Genomic DNA, 22,578 nt, shown 5'->3' on the forward strand with positions numbered 1-22,578 from the left:
AGATATTAAATTTTAAAAACTTATTTACTTTGCATCTTCTTAATAAGGTTATTCACCTTATTCTTAATCATCGAATATTCATCTCCAACCATATTTAACGTTTTATGAATAGTAGATAAAATGTCAGAACTTAAAATATATTGCTTATTTTCTTTATCAGCTAATTCAAGGATTTCTACCAATAAATCCAAAATTTGTTGAGTTCTAAAATTGCTCGAAATTTCTTTATTAACTATCATTAATTCACTAACATTCAATATACATGTCGAATATAATTTTAAGTCTTTCTTATATTTAAATTCACTCAAAATAGTTTCATATTTAAGTCTATGTATTTCTCCCCAAATTCTATCATTTTGTTTGCGTAGCGTTTCACCTATTTTCTTGTCCATATCTTCAGTAAGCATTACTTTCTTTTGATTTAATTCATTTTGAATAAAATTTTTTAAAGTTTGAACTTCCTTTTCTTGACTTTTAAAATTAGTAAACCAGTTATAACCTATCAATAAAATAACGATCCCCAGTACAGTACCTAAAGACCAATATACAGTTGTTAGAAACTTGTCTTGATAACTTTTCATAACCTCAACTTGAGCTTTTAAGACCTCAATTTGAGTATTTGCAGCCTCTAAATTTTTCAGAAGCAAAGTATTATCAACATCTGCCCCAATAGTATAACAAGAAGTTAAAATCAAAAAAACAAATAAAATCTTCTTCATAAAAATGCTGTACCCAAATACTATTTAATCCAAATAAATTGGATTAAATAGTAAATAAAAGAAAAATTAATCTTCAAAATGCACATCAATAGAATGATATGCTTCCTGTTCAACTATTGATGTATCCGTATCCAAATCAAAAGCTTTTATATGATGTACCACTTGTGAAATAATTAATTGATGTGAATAATCATTATACTTCAAATTAATTTCTTCCCCAGCTTTTGGTATAAAGTTCAATTTAGCCTTTAAACTTACTTGGCCAGAATCACGCAATACACTACTATGTGGAATTAAAAATAATGCATTTATAGTCACTTGATTTTCCTTTGTTTTATAAAGTTAAGACCTAAATATATATAAAAAAATTTAATTATTCTATACATCAATCAAAATATCCTCATAGTTGGGTAAAGCCGCGCATCGACATCGGATAGGCTGACCGGGATGTCCACCATCTGGTGGTGAATCCCATCTGAAAGTCTTGCCCTGCTTATGTTGATGATCTGGCCGCACACGCTCATCTTTAGCCGTTTGCCATGTATATGTCTCAACACCCATTGAAAGCTGTCGGGCTTGGTTAATCTGGCCGTTAATCTTGCCCATCTGGTCACTAGCAATAAGACGTGCACGATAATCAGTTGATAACCCTAACTGCTTAATAGCTTTGGCCAACTCTTCATTTGTTTGGCCAGTCTGCAAAGCATTGGTAATTAGCACTTCAAGCTTATCGGCGTATTGCTGAGGAATAGACTTAATCAAACTGACATTGGCCGTAATGTTTAGATCTACCTCGTTCTGAATATCAGCAGCTCGATAAAACGGGGTTAGATCCACACCAATAATTGTTTTGGTGTGCTCCGCAATTTGCTTGTCCACTTCCTTTTGGGTGTCAGTCACAACCTTTGTGGCCAATGGTCGAGAAACCTCAACAACATACTTTGTGAGCTTTTCCCTAAACGCCGTCATCATGTCCGAGAACCAAGCATCACCGATATTCTGTCCAACCGTAGGAATTACCAATTCTTTAGTTTGTTCCTGACAGTACTTTGAAATAGCTAGTAATTGCCGTGTGTAATAAAGCTCTACACGGCGATTTACATGCACTGCTCGGGGCTTAGAAGCTTTACGACCTTTCTTACGTTTCTTTGCTTGCTGGAGGTGCGGTTTCAGTATCTGTATTATCGTCGTCATCAGGCTTCACCATTGTCTCAAGCTCTTTGATATGTTCTTCATCAATCACTGAATAAACACCGTCAATAACAAGCTGTCTTGCTATCTGTGGCTCTGTAATGACACCCATTTGAAGATATTTATCGTCACGTTCTGCGTTAGCTTTCTCAACCTCGGCACGAACCTTAGCGTCTAACTGCCATAGAGGATTGAACACAACGTCCAGAGTTGGAATCTGACGACCAAATGTAGTTTGAGCAATCACTCCTAGAAGCCTTAACATGAATGGTTTTAATGACCATGTTTGCTTAGTTGCGATACTGTCATAATAGTTGCGTGCGTCATGTTCACCTGTTGCATTCATTCCCGCTGGTGATTGACCGAATAAAACCGTATATGGCATTTCGGCAGCTCCAGAAGTTTGTATCGAATATTCACGCATAAGGTCAGGTAAGCCACCAAAGCTATAAGATTTAGAGTCATACTCCTCCTCTTTATCCAAAACGATCATGCCGTTTAGACCTTTAAGCAACCCAACACTAAGAAAACGTTCTGCTACACCTTTTAGATCCTCTTTGATCTTATCAACCAAATGCGGAGTTCTAATCACATCAATTTTTGATTCATGGACTAGACTAGCAGTAGCTTTCTTTACAGCAGCATGATCTAGCAGATCTTCATAAACTTCCTGTAAAACACTGACTGGCTCTTCATTGACCACATCAGCATGACCAAATTTAATCAAGCGCGTGTGGTGGATCAGTTGGTTAGACTTCCCATCGAGCTTAAGCTTGTAAAATTCAGGTTGCTTTAGTAGCCCGCCTGCTTCATTTGGAGGTAAGTACTTTGAAGTATCGGCTTCAATCTGCTTTTTCTTCAGGACCGTGAAAAACTCCAAACGACCAACTCCTAACTTGTTTAAATCAAATGGTTGATCTAAGTTGCCGCCGTCTACTGTACCTAGAAGCACATAGCAAACGCCATATAAGCGAGAAAGGACTAGACTAGATAAGAGCACCCCATCTAAGTTAAAAGCCTTACACGCCTTTTTAAGCTTCAATAAATCGTTGTCTTGAATCCCTTCATAGAACCAACCAGCACGAAGCATGTCACTTGCAGGACGGTTGACGATTCGCTTAGCTAACCAGTGTTGATACACTGCTTCTAATTGCTCATCAGGAATTACTTTCTTAACGAATGAACCGTGAGAAGCTTTGTCCCGTTCGGTACCAATATTTGAGACAAAGTTTGTATACGCCCCTGCATCGCCAATTGCATCGGACTTTTTATCTTCAGCCATAATTTCCTCTAATCAAAAACAGTTGGCTTGCTCGCTATTGAATCGTTAATAGCATCAATTGTCGGATCCCACTGATCGTCATGGTCATGTGACCAATCAGCAGTGAGCCCTTCAATCTCTTCAACGTAGTTCAATAGCCATGATGCTTCTGCAGGTAATAAGACTCGGCCATCTTCAACATATAGGATTACATCCATAGTCCTCGATAGCTTGTCATCGCCACGCTGAATAGCCCGGATAGGTAATGTTGTTTCTTTAGCAATGGTTTGAATTAATCCGGTACCACTCGCCTTATCCTCTACAGCCATATATCGAAGCTTGCCGATTTGGGTATTGCCATCTTTGTGTTTTTTAATGAAATCCTTAGCTACTTTTAATAGTGCTGGTGCTTCCCATTTGCCGCGCTTTACATCAATGATGTAAAGGTTGTTGTCATAGCCAAGGCCAGCACATATGAACGCAGAAAAGTCATTATGCTTCTTGATCTTCTGAGCTGTATCTGCCCATATTGCACGCCACTTAAGAACTGGTAATTCCAAATATCGCGGGAACCATTCAGATTTAACAAGATCACCACCCAGCTTTTTAGGAGCTTGCTGATATTGGCTTGCAAACGTATAACGGGATACTGTTGCGCCATCTTTATCCTGTCCACCTTTTTCGAGTTGCAATAGCGATTGCAATGATTCTTTTAATGGCCAATAGCTTTGACGGCCTTTCGCATCTCGCTCAACATTGCGTGGAATTTTGCTCTGTATTTTTTCAGGCAACTTACTGATGTACTCATCATCGATAAGTGCAGGAATACTGATCTGTTCCCATTCACCAGGTACATTACCCGTCATCACAAAGTTAGTCGGATCTTCAACGTGTAACCGCTGCATGATCAGAATAATTGGCGTGTCAGATTTAGCTTTACGCGAGTTGACCGTATTTAAGATCTTTCGGTTAGCTTTACGTCTTGCGGTCTGGCTAAAAGCATCCTCAGGCTTTAATGGGTCATCCAGAATAATTGCACCGGTAAAGCCTTCATCCGCTAATGTACCGGCACGGCGACCAGTGACCTGCCCACCCATTGAAGCAGAATAAACATGACCAGCATCGTAACCATCAACAGTAGTTTTCCAGCTAGATTTTGCATCCGTACTGGTAGAAATCTTTACAGGCCATAAATTCTGAAAGTCTTCCGACTTAACAATGTTTCTTGCTGTTGCCGATACATCTTCTACAAGTGACTGCGAGAAAGATAAATACAAAAAGCGGGAGCGAGCATTACGCGCTATTCCACGGGCAATAAGGTTTGTAAGTAATTCAGTTTTACCGCTTCCGGGTGGAACGTTAATAACTAAGTTCTTAACCTTGCCAGCTATTACTTCGTCAATCTTGTCGGCAATATATTCATGATGCCAATTGACCGAAAACTTAAAGCCCATACGGGGCAAGAAAAAACGCCGTGTAAAGAATAAATGTTCTTTCTCACAGAGCTCCCGTTCTAACTGCATTTCTAGCAGCTTAGTATTTACCTTTGAGTTCATCTAACCCCTGCCGTATCTGTTCAGGCGTTGCAACAACTTGGGTTACGTTCTCGCTTTGGAGTGGCCCACCACCAGCGCCGGTTATTTCTTTGCGATTGGTATAAAGACCACCGACTTCTTTAGCCGCCTGTTCCATTAAGCTCGGCACAATGACAGGGTTTTCTTTAAATTGTTCTAGGTCAATGAATCGTTGTAAGCGTTTAAGGCGGTATGCGATGTTGGCGATCGGAATAGCACTAAGGTTGTCATTCATTTCCTTACGGACTCTATAGAACTCTTTTTTAAATTCTTCGCTTAAATCTTGCCCTGTCTTCTTTGTCGGGTCGTATGCTTCACATTGCTGTTTGGTTACTGTAATTCCAAATTCTTCTTGGACGCCTTTTGCTGTTTCGCTGGGTGTCTCATACATGGCAAGTGACCGTACTATATAGAGTTTTACCCGTTTATTTAGCCTTGCCATTTATCTCTATCCGTCCAAGTACGTCCAAGTAGAGTGGCAAAAAAATTTAAACCACCTTTAAGTTACAAGTGCCACAAGCATAATGAACATCAGCACGCGTCATCTCAGGTCTTGTATTAGCTGCTTCAACCATTCTTTTGACATCCTCACTTGCTCCATATCGACGTACAACGCCCGTAAACTCTTCAACATCGTGTCCTTGTATAGCTAATTTAGGCATACCTGTTTCCCTGTTATATGCCGGTGTTCCCCACTCGTCTTTCTTATGTGCTATGTGATAAAGCTCATGCTCAACTAAAGCACAAAAGTTCACATCGCTAGCAATACGTGAATAAGAAGCATCAAAAGTAATGAGATATTCAGGAATATGTTGAAACCACTGGATGAATTGTTCTTCTTGTCGTTCTTTCTTCCACCCACCAGCATTGAACATAACTTTTTCAGTTGTACCGATAACCTGACGTCCTTGCTTTTTAAAGCCAGATCTCACCCACATCACAGCAATATCGGGATATCTAAATGAACGTAAATGCATATGGTCAGGGTTAAATAATTTAGATTTTGGGTCTAGAAATACCTTGCCTATCCATTCCCACAATTCTGGAGCTGGGACAAAGTTTGGTGTACCCATTTCAAAAATCCATTCGGGAGGCATTGGACGAACAGGAACATGAAAGCCGACTTCGTTTTTCATAAATTGAATCCATTAAAAAAGCCGCTTATGCGGCCTTTTCTTATGCGTAGAAATAATCTCTTAAGATTCGTTCAATAAATTCGACAACTTCCTTTTTATTGTCCCCTTTAGGTACTTGATCCCAAGTAAAAGTCTCAGTTTTTTTAGTTGTACTTAAAGTAATAGTCATACCACTATTATTAAAATACATTTCTACAGGATAGCCGAGTCCACCAAGATCTCTATCTGCCTCAACCACTTCAAAGAGGATGTCACCAATATATGAACCGCTTAAATTACTAGTGTCTTTAGTTTTCATATAGAAGTTATTTACAATAACTTTAGCTAAATCTGAAAGTGCATTTTTAGACATATTAAACCTTATTTATTAATTGTTTGAATTATCTATATAAGCTTTAAATGATGAATTTCAAGATTAAATTGAAAATAAAAAGCCCCGCCAATAATCGATATTTAGCGGGATTTCTTGTGTACTAATTAGTGGTTTCTGAATTTTTTTCTTTTATTTTGTGCAATAAAGCTTTATAGGCTTCATAATCAAGAAAAATTCTAAATACTACCGTTATAAAGAAAAATACAATTCCCTGAACAATAATACCTTGGGCTAAGTCTGGTAAATGCCACTCATTTTTCAACCATTTTTGCAGTACAGGACTAATAGAAATTCTGTAAAATCCAATTACCAAAATAAAGCCAACTATAATACCCCTGTAATTTTTGACTCTATTTTTATGCCCTTTACTATTAATCAAAATTTCTTTTACACACTTTTGATCTGAGCTAAGTTTTAATTTAAAAGCTTCTCTATTTTGTGCATAGACGCGATAATCCTTAATGAATGTATTTGGATCAAAATAACTACTTAATAAAATAAATTCATCATAATAAGCAATATTTGCTCCAGTTAAAGCTCTTACTTGTGAATTCAATCGATTAGCTAATAATTTTGATTCAATAGAATCTTCATCATCAGAAGGATTATTAATTTCTTTTACTTTTTGGACAAAATTCTCTAAGTTGGCAGATTCTTCTTCATGTGTTTTTCTTAAACTTTCACGTGAGTAGAACTTTGAAGCTAATGTAATAAGTTTTTCGTAATCCATATCTTATCCCACTATAAAATTGGATCTTTTATTATTTACTCGTATAAATAAAAAGCCCACCTTTCGATGAGCTTTTCTCTTTAACCACCAGTGTGGTAGTAACTACGCAGAAAATATATCTGTCGCGTTAGGTAATCGAATAACCACCAGTGTGGTAATAATATTTACACTTCGACCACTATAATGCAAAAATAACACTTGCCTTGATCAAGGTCAATAGATCAAATTGATGCTTTCGCAACTTCATAGTGAGTTTTTTCTAATTTTCCTTGATTAAATAACCAAGTGGCAACCTCCGGCCAAGAATACATTGCTGATTTAGAAGATAACCCATACATTGGCTTAGGAAAGTTACCATCACCACGCTTATTCTGAGCATACAATGAAAGAGCCTGTCGGCTCATACCCGCTCGATCCGCCATTTCAGACAGTACTGAAAAACCTTGTTCTTCAACCACTAAATCTGAGAATCCTAAAGAACGAATATTCTCTAGTGCCGAGCGAATTGCTTTTACTGCACTTTCAGCTTCTCGATCAAACTCTAGGTATATAGTATCGTTGTAGCTACAAAGTAATGCATCATCACAACCTGCCTCAAAAAATTTATCTTCAAGGTCTGCTAGATCTGAACGAGCATCACGTACCACAACGGTAAAGTGATAAGTATTCATAGTTCATCTCCATTACATTGCTTAACTTTACGAAGGATTTGCTTTGCATGTGTTTCCGGGTCTTTAGGAGTACTCCAGACGCTCATTTGGTGCTCTGCATGACCAAGTACACATTTCAACCGACAAAATGCATGCCCTGATTTCCCCGTTTCTACAACATCCCAACCATTTTCAATTGCATATTCGATTGCCTCTCGAATATGTTTATTAGGATGCTTTTTCATTCATAATCCTTTTACTATGGCTTAAATTATAGCCAAATGTTGACAATTGTCAACACTGGCTTTATTGCTATAAATATTACTTCGATATCTATACTTTAGAAAAATACCTATTTTCGTAATCTTCACGATCACAATCAAACGTATTCGCCCAACTCTCTGCAAAACATCGAGCTACGTGTGCCAGACTTTTTATATCACTACCCTTATCAGCTTTTTCTTCAATAATCTTGCACATCACATTAAGCTGTTCTGCCATATCGCTGGCAAAGCCTATCAGTTGAATCATATGCTTTAGATCAGCTTCTACTACTGCAACAGGTTCTTTAATCACTATTGTCATTTTGCTTTCTCCTGTTGTTCAAGATAGGCATATCCAACCATAGCTAAGCGTTTTTGGGCCTGTTCAGCGAGCTGAAGCATTTCTTTAAAATACTCAACACAATTGGATGAGCAATTTAATAACTCTAAAAATGCTTCACCGTCACCCTCACTATTCAATGTAGAGTGCAAAAGCTCATTAAATGATTGAGTTAATGAGGCCAATGTAATACGTCGCATTACTCCAACTTCATTTGTCTCATATTTTTCGATTTCTTCGAAGGTCAATAATGCTTCAAAGTTGCTATTGTTAGTTATTTGGACCATACTATTCATCGTTAATACTCCAAGTGTTAGCAATCCAAAGCCCTTTAATTCCGCCAAGAATTCTTTGAAGGGCTTTTTTATTGCCTAAATTAAACATGATTGTTTCCTAGAAGCTTTGAAAGCTTGGTTAATCCCTTTGGTGTTACTCTCACCTGCTCTGTGATTTTGGTTGAACCATCTCCACGTGTTACTTCCATCACTTTATGTTCTAAATAACCTGACTGTACTTTGTCTTGATATCCTAAATAGTGAGTAGCGCCTGCACGTTTATAAATCCACTGTTTACGGTTAAGTAAAGAAATAAAGTCTTTAGGACGCATTTGTAATGCTTTTGCAGTATCGGTTAAACATAAGCTTCCATCAGCCGTAGCAATTCGGTCAAACGCTTCTACGGTAGGTTGCATAACCTCAACTTTCTGCTCCAGTTCAATCACTTTTTCTGAATAAGTCAGTAAAGCATTACGTAAAAGATTTGGATCAGACAATAGCTGCATTGGGTCTACAGGTTTTGCTACTTGTGCTTCTAGCTCTTGCCAACGGTCTACTAAACGAGCTGTAAATTCTGGGCAAAGTTGAGCAACCACGATAATGCTGTCACGTTTGCCTTGTTCACCCTCAAAAACATATACACCAACTTTTGAAACAAACCCTAAGTTATTGATTTTTTCGAAATTCGTCATTGGAGTATTTCGAATAACACCTTTTTGTATAAGTCTCTCAATTGAGACTTTTACATTTCTATGCTCAGATTGGACCAATTCAGAAATTTCCAAACTGTTCATAGACTGGGCTTGTATTGAGACAATTGCATTCATTCTTTTATTCCTTCTTGGCTTAGTAATAACTTGACTGCCCTATTGATAAGATAGTTCATTGAACGTTCTTCACACTCAGCTTTTTCTTTGAGTTGTTTGTGCGCATCAATTTCCAAGCGAACTTTTACATATATAAATTCTTTAAATTTCATAATACCTCCAATTGCCACAATTTGTGGCATTTAATTAATATAGCCACACTTTGTGGTAATGTAAATAAGTTAACTAAAATATTTGCCACAATTTGTGGCTTACGAGGTCATTTATGAGTAACCAAGCTGATCACACTATTGTTCGATTACGTGTTCCTCCTGAATTGAAAGAAAAAATTGAAAAAGCTGCCGAAGAAAATAACCGCTCGCAAAGTGCAGAAATGGTTTCTAGACTAGAAGAAAGCTTCCAACAAAATAATAATGCCACTGATAAATTCATTGAAGATTTACTTAAGCAACTAAAAATTGAATATGCATCTCTTGAAGTTAAATACCAAACACATCAAAAGACTTTAGAAAACTTAGAAAAAACATATCGTGAACACCTAAATATGTATGAAAAACAAATTCAATTTATGAATCAAAGCTATGAATCTCAAATAAATAATTTACTTAATGCCCTTGCAGATTATAAAAAGTAATACTTTTTTGAAAATCAATAAAAAGCCTCATCATGGGGATGAGGCTAGTTTGAATGCTTTATTAGGTTATTCAAAGAAGTACACTAGTACATTTTAAATTGTGCTAGCACTTTTCATTTTTTTATACTTACGTGTAAAGTTGTATACAGTGCTATAAGGCAAACTTATTTCTTCAAGATCATGAATATCTGAAGCAAAGGTTGTTACTTTATCCCACTTCCCTGTGTCCCAAAGACATTTTATTTCCTCAAAAATTTGATCTCTGCTCTCTTTTAATTTTTTTGCTTTTGCCTTTCCACCCTTCGATTGAGCTACATATTCAATCTGCTCCTCTTCTTCAAAATGACTTTGAATATATGATTCAAGTCTGACATCAGTTGTAATTAAAAATTTTAGAAAAAAAAGATTATCACTATATTTATTAATAAGAATTTTTGCTGCACATAGCTGCCAAAAAAATGTAGCTAATCTTAAATGTGATAGGGAAAATATCCCTGAACCATTCGGATTATTAAAAACTATTTCAATTTCTTTTAATTTCAAATTTATATTTTTTAAGCTCAACTTTTTTCTTTTAGATGTTTTAGAACCTGGTATCTCATTGAACACTAGATTATAGAAATAAACTGGTTCCACAAGCTCAAAATTTTCTTCTAATTTAAATCTTAGATTTATTGCATAGAGATATAGACTAATTATAAAAGCTTTTTCATGGTCTACACGACCATACTTTTCAAACTTAGAACTTATTTGTTTATCTAAGACCTTTTCAAATAATGAAATGTCTCCAAACTTCTCAATGGTTTCATTAACCAAGGCTCGGAATTTAGGTAATTCTAGTTGTTTTAATAAAGTTCTGAATTGCTGACTCACATCAACCCTAAATTTCAATCCAGTCAGAACCCTTTGTAGTCTGTTTGAGATATCGTCTAATGTTTTATAGGAGTATTCCTCAATCGTATATTTTTCCATGTTACCCCAGATAAATCATATACAAAGATTTATTAATAGCTTAATAATATACCCCAACCTGAGTCACTTGTGGGGTAGAATTTCTATATAACGTGTTGTATGGTTTGAGGAGATTTAGAACACTTTGGATGATTATCAAATTATCTTTGACTTCTAAAATTCAATGTATTTCACCAAATAGCATATTAATAGTTCAGCGGACTTATTATGATTCTAGATCGCGATCTTCAACTCGAATTACTTACTAAACTTAGTTCTACTTATCCAGGATATTATAATTTAGATAAAGATTATTCTTATAATTCAGAAAGATACAAACAAGTTATCGTAAATTTGTATTATCTTATGCAGCATGGTTTAGTAGAAGATAAAAGCTTGATGAAAACAACAGGATTCGGTGGGAATTTTGGTCTGCAATTTGAATTACCAACAATTACACATAAAGGTATGGATTTTCTTGCAAATGATGGTGGGCTTTCAGCAATTTTAAATATTGTGACTGTAAAATTTGAAGCTAACACTTTAAAAGCTATATTAGCAAATCATATCAACCGTGCTGATCTACCAGAAGAGAAGAAGAAAACAATGTTGGACACTATTGATGAATTGCCAGCAGAGAGTATTAAGCATTTAACTACTAAGCTACTTGATGCGGGACTGGAAAATATACCTAGTGCATTAATAATAATTTCATCATATCTGGGTCTATCTTAATTAAAAATTAGTCCAGTCTGTACCACTTGATATTTCCATATGTGATGGATGAGGATTCTTAGGAATTAATGTATCCTCATTAAAAATAAATTGCTTCTGCTCATTTTCAACAAACCAAACGCACTCAACGTTTCCACGTTCTTCAAATATTCTATTCACTGTCATCGCTGGGCTACCAGATTTTAAATAAACGACATCTCCAATATTAAACTTACTCATATTATTAACTCTTAAGCTTATAAGTTTTAGAAGATATAACTATACCCCACCTATGGATATTGTTAAATGCCAAAGAACAAGAAAATCAATCTGTAATCATTACAAAGTAGATTTATAGATTCTAAAAACTGTTCTAGAGAAAGAGAAATGGCTTTAATCAACTGTAAAGAATGTGAGAAAAAATTTAGCAATCTTGCTTATGCATGTCCTAAGTGTGGTGCACCAACTTCATATTCAACAGGAACCAATGAGGTATCTATTCAAACTGATAAATCATCTTCTTTTGATTTACTTGAGACGGAAACTCGAAATCAAATCATGACCTATTACTGGAGTTTACATGATGAAATCGCCCGACTAGGGGGTGAAGTACCAGAAAAACCAAAGTATCCTGAAGAAGAGATTGTAAGGGCAATAATTACTAGAATAATGCACTCACATAGGATGTTTTTAACTATCAATCATTTTGATGGAAAACCTCAGATTCAATTTATTCCAAATGATTGTTGGATTCTAACTAGTGAAAATATTGTAAAAATTATTGCTGATCGTGAAGGTCCTAAAAAAGAGCTTTTACCCGATATTATTCAAGCTGCAGTGAATCGGCTGGCTAAAGCACCCTAGAGTGCTTTAATCTAGATGGTCAAATTCACTTCTTTGAAAAGGTTTTTCCAAAGTATAAATACGCTCATTTAATTCCCTAATCTCATCTTTTAAAAATTCTATATCCTTTTCGCTGTATTCATTAATTACTTCTAGTTCTTGCACTTTAGATTCAAGGCTTTCAATTCTAATTAGAAAATTCATGGAGTTTTCATTCGTTTTCTTTTCAAGTTGATCCAGACCCCGCCAAAGAATTACTCCAATACCAAAAATCAATATATAGATATTTTCCTTTGCTAAAGTTGCAAAAATCCATAGCCCAATAAAATAAATAATAATCTTGAATATCTTTTTCATTATTCTCTCCTCATGAATGAAGAGAGGATAACAGAAAGTTTCTTACTGAACAGGAAATATAGGCCTTCATAAAAAACCACCCGAGAGTGGTTTGTTATTACTTAAGTCCGGCTATGCTTTCAGCCTTACTCGTTAAATTGGATATCACTTTATAACCTATCACAGCGCCACCAATTAATAAGATCACAAATGCACCATATAAGATATTGAGAAATGCCTCACCTAACCGATTGCTCTTTGATTTTTTATTCGTAATTTCGCTTAGAACCACGTTATGATTGGAGTCCACACTACCTTTTAACGTCGTAAAACTATCGACTAATGGCTGTGTTAATAAGCGAACCTTTTCCTCCATTCTAGCATCCGCTTGTTCCTCAATTTCTTGAGCAAATGACGCTAGTGCTCCTCTTAAGAACTCATTAACAAGCTCTTCTGCTCGTTTTTGGAAGCCAGAAAGAGTGCTATCAAGACAAGAGACACGGTGAAACTCGACCCATTGCTCTTTAGTGGGATCTTCACCTGTTTCTTGCTCAATGCGACGAATAAATTCGATTTTATGTTCTTTATACAAAACATAAGCGATTGCACCAACAAGATCATTCTCGTTACGGACCAATCGCTTATAAATCCAATTATAATTTGGATTAACTTCTAATAAAGGAAATAGCTGTATATCAGCTGACATTACGCAGTTTTTCCAAATGCCCTAGCTTTAGCATAAGCTTCATTCATCTCTTCTCGTGATAAATGAACTTTACTTACGTAATCAGCAGTTTGCTTAGGAATTGATTTATTAGTAATAGTTCTGTATTCAGAAAATGAAGATTTTGTCATTTCTTCACGAACTTCTGCAATTAACTCTTTTGTAAACATATAAGCCGATCTTTTCATCCATCACCTCCAGATAATGACAGAAAACCTCTTGGATGCAGCGTATGAAATCTAGCGAAATAGATTCAGCGACCAAGAGGTGTATGCAGTCATCATATTTAGTAATGACAAAAGTGTCAATACAGAATCGTAGCGCCAATGTCAATCACTTGACCGCATTATGTGTCAACAACACCGCTAAGCTACGTCGCAGAGTCTAAGTTATGTACCAAAAGTCAGTGCTTAAGTCTTCGTCGCTCGTTGCGTCGCCTTCTTATGCGCCTCATCCAAGAACATATCGTCTATATAAATAAGCTTAAGCTTTGTACTTCTCAGTAAACTGTCTAACTTTTCTTAAATCATCAGATTTATGGAATAGCAGTCCTAGTTTAATTAAGTTTTCTGGGGTTAATAATCGATTTCCACATTTCCCCCTAACACTCACATATTTTTAGCTAATTCTTTTGCCAAACATTGTTCATGCCATGTGGTTTGGAAGTTCTCGACAGCTTTTGACTTAATGAGAGGATCTTCAAATAGCTTTGAAGAATATGCAGATTTGATAAGCTCTTGATAAAGTTGTTTGGCTTGTTGCTCTTCAAGATGATTGGCGATGTCATGTAACTCTTTAGCGGGCACTTCATGTTGTCTAGCATCCATCACGCCACTCGCTGCTTTTTTCACAGTTTCACAGTAATGAAGTTCCATTGCTTCTGATGCTGCATAACATTGAATTGAAACTGCGCTTATAAAGAGGAATATAAATCTCATAATCTCACCTTAATTTGACGCGCAAGGTTAGCAACTAATCTGCCCAAATTTAAGTTAAAAAAGGTTATTTTTGTTTTCTCTTCTTTTATTTCACCTTTTGCACTTGAGTATTAGAAGCTCTCAGCACTGTTCCATCTGCCGCGACTGGTGCCATAAGTGGAATTTGCTGACCTGTAGTTTTATCAATTAACAGAGAATGGCGCTCTCCACTTTCAAATAGGTTGTGCTCTCCCCATTGTCGTAGAGCCACAATCACTGGGAACAAACTCTCCCCTTTAGCGGTCAATACATATTCTTGATAAGCGGTGCCATCTGAAGCATCTTGTAGTTCAAGAACACCAGCATCGACTAATTTTTTTAGGCGATCAGAAAGAATATTACGTGCCACTCCCAAGCTGCGCTGGAAATCTCCAAAACGGCGCATTCCATCAAAAGCATCACGCACAATAAGCAGTGACCAGCGATCTCCTATGAGATTGACGCAACGTGCAACAGGACAAGGTTCATCTTTTAACAATTTAGAGTTCGTCATCGAGTTTCCTTACCAATCATCAGCAATAAGCCATCTAGTTGCATTTTAAAACTAGCAGGCTTAATATTCAACCAGTTGCATTTTAAAACTAGTTTGAGTGAGTTTAGAGCCATGAAAGCTTCTCTTGCATCTTCAACTTCATCCGCCGAAAGTGATAAACCGCTTCCAAGCATGCCTCGTGGCGTAATTTTGCTGTTTGCTATAGCTAGTGGTGCAAGCGTAGCAAATGTCTATTATGCGCAGCCTTTGCTCGACATTTTGGCGAGTGACTTTAATGTTAGTCATGCCACCATTGGTGGTGTGGTTACGGCTACTCAAATAGGTTGTGCCCTAGCCTTAGTGTTTTTAGTGCCGTTGGGTGATTTGATAAATCGGCGTCGGTTAATGGCTCTACAGTTAATTGCCTTAATATCTGCATTGTTAGTGGTTGGCTTTGCTCATTCTACGATTATTCTTTTGGCAGGAATGCTTGCGGTAGGTTTACTCGGCACAGCCATGACTCAAGGGCTTATTGCCTATGCTGCGAGTGCTGCTCTCCCACATGAGCAAGGCCATGCGGTCGGTACTGCACAGAGCGGTGTGTTCATTGGGTTACTGCTTGCCCGTGTATTTTCAGGGGGAATTAGTGATGTGGCGGGGTGGCGCGGCGTGTACTTCTGTGCAGCCCTCATCATGCTCATGATTGCATTGCCGCTTTGGAAACGTCTGCCTCATTTAAATATTCACCCCAGTGCCATGCGCTACCCGCAGCTTCTAGCCTCTATGTTAAAACTAATACGCCAAGAAAAAGTGCTACAAGTGCGCGGTGTGTTAGCTTTACTCATGTTCGCGGCATTTAATATTTTCTGGAGCGCATTAGTACTGCCGTTAAGTGCCCCGCCTTATAGCTTCTCGCATACTGTAATTGGGTCTTTTGGACTCGTTGGAGTGATTGGTGCTTTGGCTGCTGCACGTGCAGGTTACTGGGCAGACCGTGGATATGCTCAGCGCACAAGCTTGGCGGCACTATTAATATTACTGCTCGCATGGGGCCCACTTTCACTCATGGCCTACTCGCTCTGGGCACTTGTGATTGGCATCGTATTGCTAGACTTGGGCGGACAAGCTCTGCATGTGACCAACCAGAGTATGATTTTTCGTACTCGTCCAGAAGCGCATAGCCGTCTTGTTGGTCTATACATGCTCTTTTATGCGGTAGGTAGTGGATTAGGTGCAATCAGCACAACAGCGACTTATGCTTATGCTGGTTGGCTTGGTGTATGTGCACTCGGTGCAGGTGTTAGCCTTCTGACATTATTATTTTGGTGGATGACACGCCATATCATGCCTCAAATCACTCATGAAAAAGATAACAATATGTAAATAAATAAAATATAATAATCAAAAGTTTTATAAACCCATGAATAAGAAAGTTTAGTCTTTAAATCTTAAGTTCGAACGGTAATAGAATGAAATCTTCATTAACAATCTAAAGATTGATATGCAACTTTAGACAATTACTATCAAATATATGCAAATCCCTATAGGAACAAAATTGGGTATTAATAATAAATTGCTTTACACGGCTGTATTTGCCCTTGTTGCAGGATGCCACCAACAAGAAGCAAACGACAGTACAAATGCTGTGAAACTCCCAGCCTATCAGTACGATGGTTTCTCTGGTTCAGCACGCTTAAAAGGAAACTTAGAGTTAAAGCAAGGATGTCTTTATGTGAAAGATATACTCATTGTCTTTCCAGAACATAGCGCTCAGTGGGATGCTGAAAAAAGCACTTTAAGTTATAAAGGTCAGCAGATCGGCTTAGGCAATAGATTAGATATTACTGGAAGTATTGGTGATTTTGAGCAAGACAATCTACGTATTAGGCATTTGAGTCCCATGTGTGATCATCAGAATATTTGGTTTGCCGGCTAATCTTTTGTGAAGAGTATGAGTAAAAAAAGCCCCCGTCTGGGAGCTTTTTTAAAATAGTTTAGGCGCTGTTATTTACAGCTTAAAACTTAACTGGGGTGAATTTCTGCCGTTAATCTTTGCAAATCATGACCCGAAGGTGCTTGGTAAACACGTAAACCAAATTCGGGAAGAATCGCAATTAAATGGTCAAAAATATCTGACTGAATCGCTTCATAAGAAACCCATGCAATCGTGTTGGTAAATGCATAAATTTCTAACGGCAACCCTTGGCTTGTCGGCTGTAACTGACGAACAATAATGGTTTGATTTTGAGCAATACCCTTGTGCTGACGTAAGTAAAATTCAACATAGGCTCTAAATGTACCAATATTGGTTAGACGGCGCTTGTTGTAACGAGATTGATTGCTTAAATGCTTATTGAATTCTTCAATTTCAGAATTCTTTGCATTTAAGTATTGATCGAGCAATAAAAAGTCTTTGAGCTTTTGTTGCTCTTCATCACTCATGAAATGAACGCTACTTTGATCGATGAAAAGTGAACGCTTCATTCGACGGCAACCCGAATTGCTCATGCCTCGCCAGTTTTTAAATGTATCGGTCACGAGCTTATTGGTTGGAATGGTGGTATAGGTTTTATCGAAATTTTGAACAGTCACGGTATGCAGTGAAATATCAATTACATCACCATCTGCATTGAGTGATGGCATTTCAATCCAGTCGCCAATACGCACCATGTCATAAGAGGCAATTTGTACACTCGCCACCAAAGACAAAATGGTGTTTTGGAAAACCAGCATTAATACCGCTGCCATTGCACCAAAACCTGCAAGTAAAGTGAACACATCCTTTTTAAGGAATGTTCCCAAAATCATGAGGCCACACACAACAAATAAAATGAGTTTAACCAGTTGTAAGTAACCTTTAATCGGCTTATTTCTAGATTTCGGATTACGCTGATAAATAAGGTTAAAGATGTTTAACAGCTCGCTGATCGTAAGCGCGAGTGTAAGAAAAATGAATGCTTGCGCGCCCATCTCCACAAAAGCAATAAACTTCGGAGATAGATGAGGAACCGTTGCAATACCGTTCATAATCACAACGGCAGGAACAATATTTGCAAATTTCTTTATAACGCTATGCTGAGCAAAAATAGATTGATTCGGAGATTTGAGTTTTGTGACTAAATGACGAACGCCCCGAACAATAATGCGTTTAGCAATAAAATTTGCTATTGCTGCAAATAAAATCAAAATAGTGAGTGAAACAAACATCTCTAGCCAAGGATATTGGCTTAACTCACCCCGAATATCACGGAAAAAATTTAAAAAATCCAAACCTATACACCTTAAAACTTTCTTTTCTAGAATTTTAGGGGTTAAGAACGTTTCTCATAAGGTTTGTTTACATATGTAGTCATAAATACAACAACTAAGTTATATACCCACTCAAATTTAAATCGAATCGCTTAATTTCACCCCCTTGCCTATTTATGTTTAAGATTGATTCTAGAAAGTAGATCGAAGCTATCAGCTCCTTTAGAATAATGTGCTAAACGAAGGCTTCTGGTTGTATTGAGTGAAATTTTCTGACTTTTTTACTTTTATTGGAGTGGTCTGGTTCAGCTTATTCTTTACCTATATTGTCTGGACATTTTTTCTTAAAAGTCAGGTTCAAAGATTTTTAATTTATAAACGAGGAAAGATGACTTCTGCCGAGGTCGTATATTTTCAAGACTCATTAGCTAAGGTGCAATATCGCCCTTTATGCTATATCAAATTAAAATTCCAAACTGAGCAAGGCCAAATCATTACTGAAAATCTAAAGGTGCTTATTGCTAAGCAAGATCAACATAAATATAAAGTCGGTAGCATTATTAATATTAAATATGATCCTAAAAATTTAAAGAATATTTCGATATTGGGCGAAGTGATGATTTAGGTCATTAGAGATTATTTAAAAAGTACGACAAACCTTGAGGTGCGCGTCCGTTTAAACGACTACTTGTAGTTACTCGAACCAGATTGCTCCAAGTAATATTGCAACAATGATGGATCAATTTTTTGATTAGTGATACATCTTCATGACATGAAATAGGCTCAAAGCCACCAACCAAAAGATAGACCTCTGCACTAAAACTTAAATTTGCCCCATGAATATGCGCGTGATCCATCTGATCTTTATAGTGCGCTAAATATTTCTGCTGTTTCGTTATAGAGAGATGACTAAAATCATCTAGCGTCACAGTGCCGCAAATTGCATCTGTGGGTTGATGCTGGATTTGATAGCGTAGCCAATCTGGACTCACCACGGTGTCTGCATCAGTACATGCAATCCAAGTGACGCCACGCCTGATTAAATGACGGATTCCTAAATCCCTCGCTTGCCCTACACATGCATAGTTGCATTCAATCCAATTAATCTGATGACTTTGGACAATCAACCGCGACTGATCTGTACAGTTATCAAGTACAACAAGCACTTCTACCTCATAACCAGAAATATTATCTATGGCGACCTGAATAGATTGCAAACAGGCAGATAGATAGTGCTCTTCGTTATGTGCTGGAATGACGATACCTATTTTCATCTTAGTTTTTCCTGCTGTGCTAAAGAGGAAGTATTCGCCGTCCACAGATCAATCATAAAGTCTAGGTCGTTTAAGCTGAGGTAATGATGAAATGGGAAATGTTGCTGAAAAGCTTGATGCACTTGTTCGGCGTTTAACTCAAAATCTTGAATTTCATGACGCCAGTGACAACACAGAATCTCGCCATCATCATTTAAACTATGCTTTAACTTTTCAATAAACTGATGCAATTCATCCTTGGATAAGTAATAGGCCATCTCACTAATTAAAATTAGGTCAAATTTTTGAATCGAGTAGTCTTCGGGTATTTTTCTGTTTTCAACAATGACATGCTCAAATTCTTTTAAACGCTCGGAAGCCAAGCGAACAGCACACTCAGAGACGTCTATACACACTAACTCCTCAGCTCTTTGTGCCAAATGAAAACTTAAATGGCCATTTGAACAGCCTACTTCTAGCACCTTTGAATAGCGGGGTTTTGTCAGCAGTGCGAGACAAATTTGTCTTTTACGAGCTTCATACCAGTGAGCGTCATAGCCCCATGGATCACTGTTATGACGATATAAATCTTCAAAGTACACGCGAGAATGAATCACTTAAATAAACCTCATAAGGCATTAAAAGACGTTTAATCGCACTTGGAGAGAGAACCGCAGCATTACCCGTAGTTTCATCTGCTTCAAGTTGGGTTTTAAACTGCAAAATTGCTTGATGTTTTTTAGTTAGCTGTTCTTGTGTTAAGGAAAATGCTTTTGCTCGGTGCCAATCAATGCGTCGGTCTAAAGGCTGTGCCCAATGCCAAGCCCAAATTAATACGTGTAAACAGAGTAGTTGCTTAGCAGTTGCATAGGCTTGTACGGTTTTACCCACTGCTTCATGGTCTGGGTGCCCATCAAATTCATAGCTACAAATTAGAATATCTTCGGCTTGAATTAACTTGTCTAAACTCTGCCACAGTTGTTCGGTTTGCAAATGGATCTGGCCATCTAACAAATTAAGCTCTACACGCTCGGTTGACTCTGTTACCCCTAAGCAATTTAAGGCTGCCAAGCTTTCTTGCGGGCGAAGAATATTGAGCTGATCCGGAGGATATTTTGTAGAGTTAGGATGACTTTGGGTGCCGTTACTTACCGCTAACACCAAAATCTTGCAGTTCAGTGTAATCAGCTGCTGCATTAATCCGCCACAGCCAAGTATTTCATCATCCGGATGTGGCGCAACAATTACTACTCTTTTTGAGCGAAATAGCTCAAGATCTAAAGCTGCTAACGGTTGTTCTTTAAATGCCTTTAACCATTGCTCTTTGGCTGTCCCCTCACCAAAAATAACGCGGTCTTCAACCAAAGGATGTTTTAAAGTTCCCATAGGCTTTGCTCCGACACACAGAGTTCTGCAATTTGTTCATAGTCAAAAGCAGCATGACTTTGTCGTATAAACACAGGTAAATCTGCCATGAGATGAGCAAATGTTGCATCTTCACAAAAAGGACGTGCGCCTAAAGCTTTCCCTACTCGCTCAATAATGCTCAGGCAGCATTGTTCTGTTTGGGCACGCAATATTCGAATTTCCCGCTCATGACTTAGCGTTGGTTTCTGGTCAATCAGCTTGGCCACATATTGAAAATACTGCTTAGTGATTTCTAGTTGCTGAGCGACCTCACCTAAATACAATTTTTTATAAGGATTCGGATTTGCCTGACAGCTTTCTTGCAAAAAGTTAGCTAGACGCACGGCGGCACCATACCAACAGGCCGCTACACCTGCTGCACCATGCCAAAAACCTGGACGTTTTAAATAACTGTTTGGCTGACCAATCAGTTTAACAGGTGTATTTTCAAAGCTAACTTGTGCAGTCTGTGTCGCATGCATGCCTACAGCGTGCCAGTGGCTTAGATCGGTTGTAATGGATGGATGACTTAAGTCGACAATACAAAGCTGCGCCTGCCCTTGTTGGTCTTTATAACTTATTAAAGCTTTTTGAATAAATTCAGCACCAGAGCACCAAGGTTTTATGCCATTACAAAGATTGTCTTTTATTTGCAATGGTGCTGGTCCACCGTCTGCTGCCCAAACTGCCCAAGTCTGGTCATCTATTTCTTGCTGATAACCCAATTCATTTAAAATACTTAAAGCATCACAATGAGACTCAAAAAGCTTGGCTAGACTTAAGTCGACTCCAGCAATCTGCGCAAAAAGTTGCCAACGTTGATAGGTTTGACCCGAAGCTGGATGAGGCAAATTTTGAGTTAAATTTACAAGCTGAAAAAGTAAATTTATACGAAGCTTACTTTTATCTTCAGCTAGGGCAGCTTCAAATTCACTCAAACTGCTCAGTATCGTCATGTTTATAGGTATTTTAATATTCATTGCAAATAATTATTTATAAGACTTAACCCAACCATAACTAAAGATTTCTGTATAGATAAACATATAAATTGTAATAAAAAGAAAAATATTATTAGTTTTATATCTAATTATTTCATTGTTACTCAAATATCACGGTTAAGTGAACTTATAATCCGATCATGTAAGGTTTATTAAAAACTCAACATTTAATCGATTATTTAAAGTAGTTTAGTTCTTACCGTTTTTCTATTTCCAAAGAAGAGGTCTAAAATGAACACTTTAAATATTAATGATATTAAAAAACACGCAGATGTTATTGCTTCTTGTGGTACTAAAGTAGGTACTGTCGATCATCTTGAAGGTGAAAACCAGTTAAAACTCACCCGAGACGAAAGTGGTCAACATCACCTTATTCCTACAGGATGGATTGGGGAAGTAAAAGAAGACCAAGTTATTCTGAATAAAAATTCAGAGGAAGTTAAAGATCAGTGGCAAGCGATCTAAACTTCTAAGCTAGCTAGTTTTAGCTAGATTAAAATAAAATAAATTTATAATTAAAAATTTAAATTATAAAAACCAAAGCTCCTTTTTATTAAGGAGCTTTTTTTATTCATCTCATATTTAAAATAAAAAAGCTTACCCTCGTGTTGTGTTAAATATACCCAATCTTTAACAGAGCTGCTTTTATCTCTATAAACCTTTTTGAGTCTCATTTTGTCC

At 37.2% G+C, this 22,578-nt stretch carries 34 protein-coding genes; 7 read left to right on the top strand and 27 right to left on the bottom strand.

The window, feature by feature from the left end:
- Positions 1–20 precede the first annotated feature (20 nt).
- The 15 genes from J580_RS09340 to J580_RS09410 form a co-directional block, all read right to left on the bottom strand.
- Entirely contained in the window at positions 21–719 is a 699-nt protein-coding gene (locus J580_RS09340) for a hypothetical protein (RefSeq protein ID WP_032003945.1), read from the bottom strand.
- Positions 720–785: 66 nt separating this feature from the next.
- Positions 786–1,037, bottom strand: a complete 252-nt coding sequence (locus tag J580_RS09345; RefSeq protein ID WP_032003947.1) for a hypothetical protein — start codon at positions 1,035–1,037, stop codon at positions 786–788.
- 60 nt (positions 1,038–1,097) lie between these two features.
- On the bottom strand, positions 1,098–1,913 hold the full coding sequence (locus J580_RS09350; RefSeq protein ID WP_032003948.1) for a phage minor head protein: 816 nt from the start codon (positions 1,911–1,913) through the stop codon (positions 1,098–1,100).
- Positions 1,858–3,192: a DUF1073 domain-containing protein gene (locus J580_RS09355; protein ID WP_032003949.1), complete on the bottom strand. Its 1,335-nt coding sequence runs from the start codon at positions 3,190–3,192 to the stop codon at positions 1,858–1,860. Before J580_RS09355 ends, J580_RS09350 begins: the two co-directional genes overlap by 56 nt.
- Before the next feature lie 8 nt (positions 3,193–3,200).
- The gene (terL, locus tag J580_RS09360; RefSeq protein ID WP_032003950.1) at positions 3,201–4,727 is read right to left on the bottom strand and encodes a phage terminase large subunit; all 1,527 of its coding nucleotides are present in this window, start codon (positions 4,725–4,727) and stop codon (positions 3,201–3,203) included.
- The gene (locus J580_RS09365; protein ID WP_032003951.1) at positions 4,705–5,187 is read right to left on the bottom strand and encodes a DUF2280 domain-containing protein; all 483 of its coding nucleotides are present in this window, start codon (positions 5,185–5,187) and stop codon (positions 4,705–4,707) included. The genes terL and J580_RS09365 overlap by 23 nt, the downstream gene beginning before the upstream one ends.
- A 46-nt stretch (positions 5,188–5,233) precedes the next feature.
- Positions 5,234–5,881 (bottom strand): putative metallopeptidase, encoded by a 648-nt coding sequence (locus J580_RS09370; RefSeq protein ID WP_032003952.1) that lies wholly within the window; start codon positions 5,879–5,881, stop codon positions 5,234–5,236.
- Positions 5,882–5,921: 40 nt separating this feature from the next.
- A complete protein-coding gene (locus J580_RS09375; RefSeq protein WP_032003955.1) occupies positions 5,922–6,233 on the bottom strand; it encodes a hypothetical protein in 312 nt (103 codons plus the stop codon).
- Positions 6,234–6,354: 121 nt separating this feature from the next.
- Positions 6,355–6,984 (bottom strand): hypothetical protein, encoded by a 630-nt coding sequence (locus J580_RS09380; RefSeq protein WP_032003956.1) that lies wholly within the window; start codon positions 6,982–6,984, stop codon positions 6,355–6,357.
- 221 nt (positions 6,985–7,205) lie between these two features.
- Complete coding sequence (locus tag J580_RS09385; RefSeq protein ID WP_032003957.1) at positions 7,206–7,655, bottom strand: hypothetical protein; 450 nt, start codon at positions 7,653–7,655, stop codon at positions 7,206–7,208.
- Positions 7,652–7,879, bottom strand: coding sequence for a hypothetical protein (locus J580_RS09390; RefSeq protein WP_032003958.1), 228 nt, complete (start codon positions 7,877–7,879; stop codon positions 7,652–7,654). Before J580_RS09390 ends, J580_RS09385 begins: the two co-directional genes overlap by 4 nt.
- Before the next feature lie 88 nt (positions 7,880–7,967).
- The gene (locus tag J580_RS09395; RefSeq protein WP_032003959.1) at positions 7,968–8,219 is read right to left on the bottom strand and encodes a hypothetical protein; all 252 of its coding nucleotides are present in this window, start codon (positions 8,217–8,219) and stop codon (positions 7,968–7,970) included.
- The gene (locus J580_RS09400; protein WP_032003960.1) at positions 8,216–8,533 is read right to left on the bottom strand and encodes a hypothetical protein; all 318 of its coding nucleotides are present in this window, start codon (positions 8,531–8,533) and stop codon (positions 8,216–8,218) included. The genes J580_RS09395 and J580_RS09400 overlap by 4 nt, the downstream gene beginning before the upstream one ends.
- 80 nt (positions 8,534–8,613) lie before the next feature.
- Positions 8,614–9,339, bottom strand: coding sequence for a phage antirepressor KilAC domain-containing protein (locus J580_RS09405; protein WP_032003962.1), 726 nt, complete (start codon positions 9,337–9,339; stop codon positions 8,614–8,616).
- Positions 9,336–9,491, bottom strand: coding sequence for a toxin-antitoxin system HicB family antitoxin (locus J580_RS09410; protein ID WP_155762374.1), 156 nt, complete (start codon positions 9,489–9,491; stop codon positions 9,336–9,338). Before J580_RS09410 ends, J580_RS09405 begins: the two co-directional genes overlap by 4 nt.
- A 113-nt stretch (positions 9,492–9,604) precedes the next feature.
- Here J580_RS09410 and J580_RS23800 point away from each other — a divergent pair, with 113 nt between their 5' ends.
- Positions 9,605–9,973, top strand: coding sequence for an Arc family DNA-binding protein (locus tag J580_RS23800; RefSeq protein ID WP_050675748.1), 369 nt, complete (start codon positions 9,605–9,607; stop codon positions 9,971–9,973).
- Positions 9,974–10,066: 93 nt separating this feature from the next.
- On the opposite strand, the gene J580_RS09420 is transcribed toward J580_RS23800, so the two are convergent.
- On the bottom strand, positions 10,067–10,945 hold the full coding sequence (locus J580_RS09420; RefSeq protein ID WP_032003963.1) for a hypothetical protein: 879 nt from the start codon (positions 10,943–10,945) through the stop codon (positions 10,067–10,069).
- Between the two features lie 207 nt (positions 10,946–11,152).
- On the opposite strand from J580_RS09420, the gene J580_RS09425 reads away from it, so the two are divergent.
- Entirely contained in the window at positions 11,153–11,659 is a 507-nt protein-coding gene (locus J580_RS09425) for a hypothetical protein (protein WP_032003964.1), read from the top strand.
- Here J580_RS09425 and J580_RS09430 read toward each other — a convergent pair whose 3' ends face one another.
- The gene (locus J580_RS09430; protein WP_032003965.1) at positions 11,660–11,878 is read right to left on the bottom strand and encodes a YodC family protein; all 219 of its coding nucleotides are present in this window, start codon (positions 11,876–11,878) and stop codon (positions 11,660–11,662) included.
- Positions 11,879–12,025: 147 nt separating this feature from the next.
- On the opposite strand from J580_RS09430, the gene J580_RS09435 reads away from it, so the two are divergent.
- Positions 12,026–12,502, top strand: coding sequence for a hypothetical protein (locus tag J580_RS09435; protein WP_032003966.1), 477 nt, complete (start codon positions 12,026–12,028; stop codon positions 12,500–12,502).
- Positions 12,503–12,508: 6 nt separating this feature from the next.
- On the opposite strand, the gene J580_RS09440 is transcribed toward J580_RS09435, so the two are convergent.
- From J580_RS09440 to J580_RS09460, 5 genes are all read right to left on the bottom strand, one after another.
- Positions 12,509–12,838, bottom strand: a complete 330-nt coding sequence (locus tag J580_RS09440; protein WP_032003967.1) for a hypothetical protein — start codon at positions 12,836–12,838, stop codon at positions 12,509–12,511.
- Positions 12,839–12,935: 97 nt separating this feature from the next.
- On the bottom strand, positions 12,936–13,523 hold the full coding sequence (locus J580_RS09445) for a hypothetical protein (RefSeq protein ID WP_050675749.1): 588 nt from the start codon (positions 13,521–13,523) through the stop codon (positions 12,936–12,938).
- Positions 13,523–13,729, bottom strand: coding sequence for a hypothetical protein (locus tag J580_RS09450; protein ID WP_032003969.1), 207 nt, complete (start codon positions 13,727–13,729; stop codon positions 13,523–13,525). The genes J580_RS09445 and J580_RS09450 overlap by 1 nt, the downstream gene beginning before the upstream one ends.
- Before the next feature lie 420 nt (positions 13,730–14,149).
- Positions 14,150–14,479 (bottom strand): hypothetical protein, encoded by a 330-nt coding sequence (locus tag J580_RS09455; RefSeq protein WP_001210984.1) that lies wholly within the window; start codon positions 14,477–14,479, stop codon positions 14,150–14,152.
- Positions 14,480–14,564: 85 nt separating this feature from the next.
- On the bottom strand, positions 14,565–15,011 hold the full coding sequence (locus tag J580_RS09460) for a winged helix-turn-helix transcriptional regulator (protein WP_017481410.1): 447 nt from the start codon (positions 15,009–15,011) through the stop codon (positions 14,565–14,567).
- 111 nt (positions 15,012–15,122) lie between these two features.
- On the opposite strand from J580_RS09460, the gene J580_RS09465 reads away from it, so the two are divergent.
- Both J580_RS09465 and J580_RS09470 read left to right on the top strand, forming a co-directional pair.
- Positions 15,123–16,373: an MFS transporter gene (locus J580_RS09465; protein ID WP_032003971.1), complete on the top strand. Its 1,251-nt coding sequence runs from the start codon at positions 15,123–15,125 to the stop codon at positions 16,371–16,373.
- A gap of 148 nt (positions 16,374–16,521) precedes the next feature.
- Positions 16,522–16,926 carry a hypothetical protein gene (locus tag J580_RS09470; RefSeq protein ID WP_032003972.1) on the top strand — a complete coding sequence of 135 codons (405 nt, stop codon included), beginning with the start codon at positions 16,522–16,524 and terminating at the stop codon, positions 16,924–16,926.
- Positions 16,927–17,012: 86 nt separating this feature from the next.
- On the opposite strand, the gene J580_RS09475 is transcribed toward J580_RS09470, so the two are convergent.
- Positions 17,013–18,260 (bottom strand): mechanosensitive ion channel family protein, encoded by a 1,248-nt coding sequence (locus J580_RS09475; protein WP_032003974.1) that lies wholly within the window; start codon positions 18,258–18,260, stop codon positions 17,013–17,015.
- Between the two features lie 241 nt (positions 18,261–18,501).
- On the opposite strand from J580_RS09475, the gene J580_RS0104140 reads away from it, so the two are divergent.
- A complete protein-coding gene (locus J580_RS0104140; RefSeq protein WP_050675750.1) occupies positions 18,502–18,864 on the top strand; it encodes a DUF3592 domain-containing protein in 363 nt (120 codons plus the stop codon).
- A 4-nt stretch (positions 18,865–18,868) separates the two neighbouring features.
- Here J580_RS0104140 and J580_RS09480 read toward each other — a convergent pair whose 3' ends face one another.
- The 4 genes from J580_RS09480 to J580_RS09495 are packed head-to-tail and all read right to left on the bottom strand — an operon-like array spanning position 18,869 to position 21,879.
- Positions 18,869–19,513, bottom strand: a complete 645-nt coding sequence (locus tag J580_RS09480) for a glycosyltransferase (protein ID WP_032003976.1) — start codon at positions 19,511–19,513, stop codon at positions 18,869–18,871.
- A complete protein-coding gene (locus J580_RS09485; protein ID WP_032003977.1) occupies positions 19,510–20,109 on the bottom strand; it encodes a class I SAM-dependent methyltransferase in 600 nt (199 codons plus the stop codon). The genes J580_RS09480 and J580_RS09485 overlap by 4 nt, the downstream gene beginning before the upstream one ends.
- Positions 20,084–20,878: a PIG-L deacetylase family protein gene (locus J580_RS09490; RefSeq protein ID WP_032003979.1), complete on the bottom strand. Its 795-nt coding sequence runs from the start codon at positions 20,876–20,878 to the stop codon at positions 20,084–20,086. The genes J580_RS09485 and J580_RS09490 overlap by 26 nt, the downstream gene beginning before the upstream one ends.
- On the bottom strand, positions 20,866–21,879 hold the full coding sequence (locus J580_RS09495) for an acyl-CoA dehydrogenase (protein ID WP_050675751.1): 1,014 nt from the start codon (positions 21,877–21,879) through the stop codon (positions 20,866–20,868). Before J580_RS09495 ends, J580_RS09490 begins: the two co-directional genes overlap by 13 nt.
- A gap of 249 nt (positions 21,880–22,128) precedes the next feature.
- Between J580_RS09495 and J580_RS09500 the strand changes: the two genes are divergently transcribed.
- Positions 22,129–22,362 carry a DUF2171 domain-containing protein gene (locus J580_RS09500; protein ID WP_014206240.1) on the top strand — a complete coding sequence of 78 codons (234 nt, stop codon included), beginning with the start codon at positions 22,129–22,131 and terminating at the stop codon, positions 22,360–22,362.
- Positions 22,363–22,578 lie beyond the last annotated feature (216 nt).

The organism is Acinetobacter sp. 1542444 (genome assembly GCF_000581835.1).
GTDB lineage: Bacteria > Pseudomonadota > Gammaproteobacteria > Pseudomonadales > Moraxellaceae > Acinetobacter > Acinetobacter pittii.

Bases quoted from the DNA above. Each gene is read 5' to 3' on its own strand.
- J580_RS09420 (WP_032003963.1), bottom strand. From the start codon at position 10,945: ATGGAAAAATATACGATTGAGGAATACTCCTATAAAACATTAGACGAT.
- J580_RS09495 (WP_050675751.1), bottom strand. From the start codon at position 21,879: ATGAATATTAAAATACCTATAAACATGACGATACTGAGCAGTTTGAGT.
- J580_RS09390 (WP_032003958.1), bottom strand. From the start codon at position 7,879: ATGAAAAAGCATCCTAATAAACATATTCGAGAGGCAATCGAATATGCA.
- J580_RS09405 (WP_032003962.1), bottom strand. From the start codon at position 9,339: ATGAATGCAATTGTCTCAATACAAGCCCAGTCTATGAACAGTTTGGAA.
- J580_RS09450 (WP_032003969.1), bottom strand. From the start codon at position 13,729: ATGAAAAGATCGGCTTATATGTTTACAAAAGAGTTAATTGCAGAAGTT.
- J580_RS09460 (WP_017481410.1), bottom strand. From the start codon at position 15,011: ATGACGAACTCTAAATTGTTAAAAGATGAACCTTGTCCTGTTGCACGT.
- J580_RS09410 (WP_155762374.1), bottom strand. From the start codon at position 9,491: ATGAAATTTAAAGAATTTATATATGTAAAAGTTCGCTTGGAAATTGAT.
- J580_RS09470 (WP_032003972.1), top strand. From the start codon at position 16,522: ATGCAAATCCCTATAGGAACAAAATTGGGTATTAATAATAAATTGCTT.
- J580_RS09425 (WP_032003964.1), top strand. From the start codon at position 11,153: ATGATTCTAGATCGCGATCTTCAACTCGAATTACTTACTAAACTTAGT.
- J580_RS09380 (WP_032003956.1), bottom strand. From the start codon at position 6,984: ATGGATTACGAAAAACTTATTACATTAGCTTCAAAGTTCTACTCACGT.
- J580_RS09370 (WP_032003952.1), bottom strand. From the start codon at position 5,881: ATGAAAAACGAAGTCGGCTTTCATGTTCCTGTTCGTCCAATGCCTCCC.
- J580_RS09445 (WP_050675749.1), bottom strand. From the start codon at position 13,523: ATGTCAGCTGATATACAGCTATTTCCTTTATTAGAAGTTAATCCAAAT.
- J580_RS09500 (WP_014206240.1), top strand. From the start codon at position 22,129: ATGAACACTTTAAATATTAATGATATTAAAAAACACGCAGATGTTATT.
- J580_RS09375 (WP_032003955.1), bottom strand. From the start codon at position 6,233: ATGTCTAAAAATGCACTTTCAGATTTAGCTAAAGTTATTGTAAATAAC.
- J580_RS09395 (WP_032003959.1), bottom strand. From the start codon at position 8,219: ATGACAATAGTGATTAAAGAACCTGTTGCAGTAGTAGAAGCTGATCTA.
- J580_RS09465 (WP_032003971.1), top strand. From the start codon at position 15,123: ATGAAAGCTTCTCTTGCATCTTCAACTTCATCCGCCGAAAGTGATAAA.
- J580_RS23800 (WP_050675748.1), top strand. From the start codon at position 9,605: ATGAGTAACCAAGCTGATCACACTATTGTTCGATTACGTGTTCCTCCT.
- J580_RS09490 (WP_032003979.1), bottom strand. From the start codon at position 20,878: ATGGGAACTTTAAAACATCCTTTGGTTGAAGACCGCGTTATTTTTGGT.
- J580_RS09365 (WP_032003951.1), bottom strand. From the start codon at position 5,187: ATGGCAAGGCTAAATAAACGGGTAAAACTCTATATAGTACGGTCACTT.
- J580_RS09480 (WP_032003976.1), bottom strand. From the start codon at position 19,513: ATGAAAATAGGTATCGTCATTCCAGCACATAACGAAGAGCACTATCTA.
- J580_RS09385 (WP_032003957.1), bottom strand. From the start codon at position 7,655: ATGAATACTTATCACTTTACCGTTGTGGTACGTGATGCTCGTTCAGAT.
- J580_RS09340 (WP_032003945.1), bottom strand. From the start codon at position 719: ATGAAGAAGATTTTATTTGTTTTTTTGATTTTAACTTCTTGTTATACT.
- J580_RS09435 (WP_032003966.1), top strand. From the start codon at position 12,026: ATGGCTTTAATCAACTGTAAAGAATGTGAGAAAAAATTTAGCAATCTT.
- terL (WP_032003950.1), bottom strand. From the start codon at position 4,727: ATGAACTCAAAGGTAAATACTAAGCTGCTAGAAATGCAGTTAGAACGG.
- J580_RS09430 (WP_032003965.1), bottom strand. From the start codon at position 11,878: ATGAGTAAGTTTAATATTGGAGATGTCGTTTATTTAAAATCTGGTAGC.
- J580_RS09350 (WP_032003948.1), bottom strand. From the start codon at position 1,913: ATGACGACGATAATACAGATACTGAAACCGCACCTCCAGCAAGCAAAG.
- J580_RS09455 (WP_001210984.1), bottom strand. From the start codon at position 14,479: ATGAGATTTATATTCCTCTTTATAAGCGCAGTTTCAATTCAATGTTAT.
- J580_RS09400 (WP_032003960.1), bottom strand. From the start codon at position 8,533: ATGAATAGTATGGTCCAAATAACTAACAATAGCAACTTTGAAGCATTA.
- J580_RS09355 (WP_032003949.1), bottom strand. From the start codon at position 3,192: ATGGCTGAAGATAAAAAGTCCGATGCAATTGGCGATGCAGGGGCGTAT.
- J580_RS09440 (WP_032003967.1), bottom strand. From the start codon at position 12,838: ATGAAAAAGATATTCAAGATTATTATTTATTTTATTGGGCTATGGATT.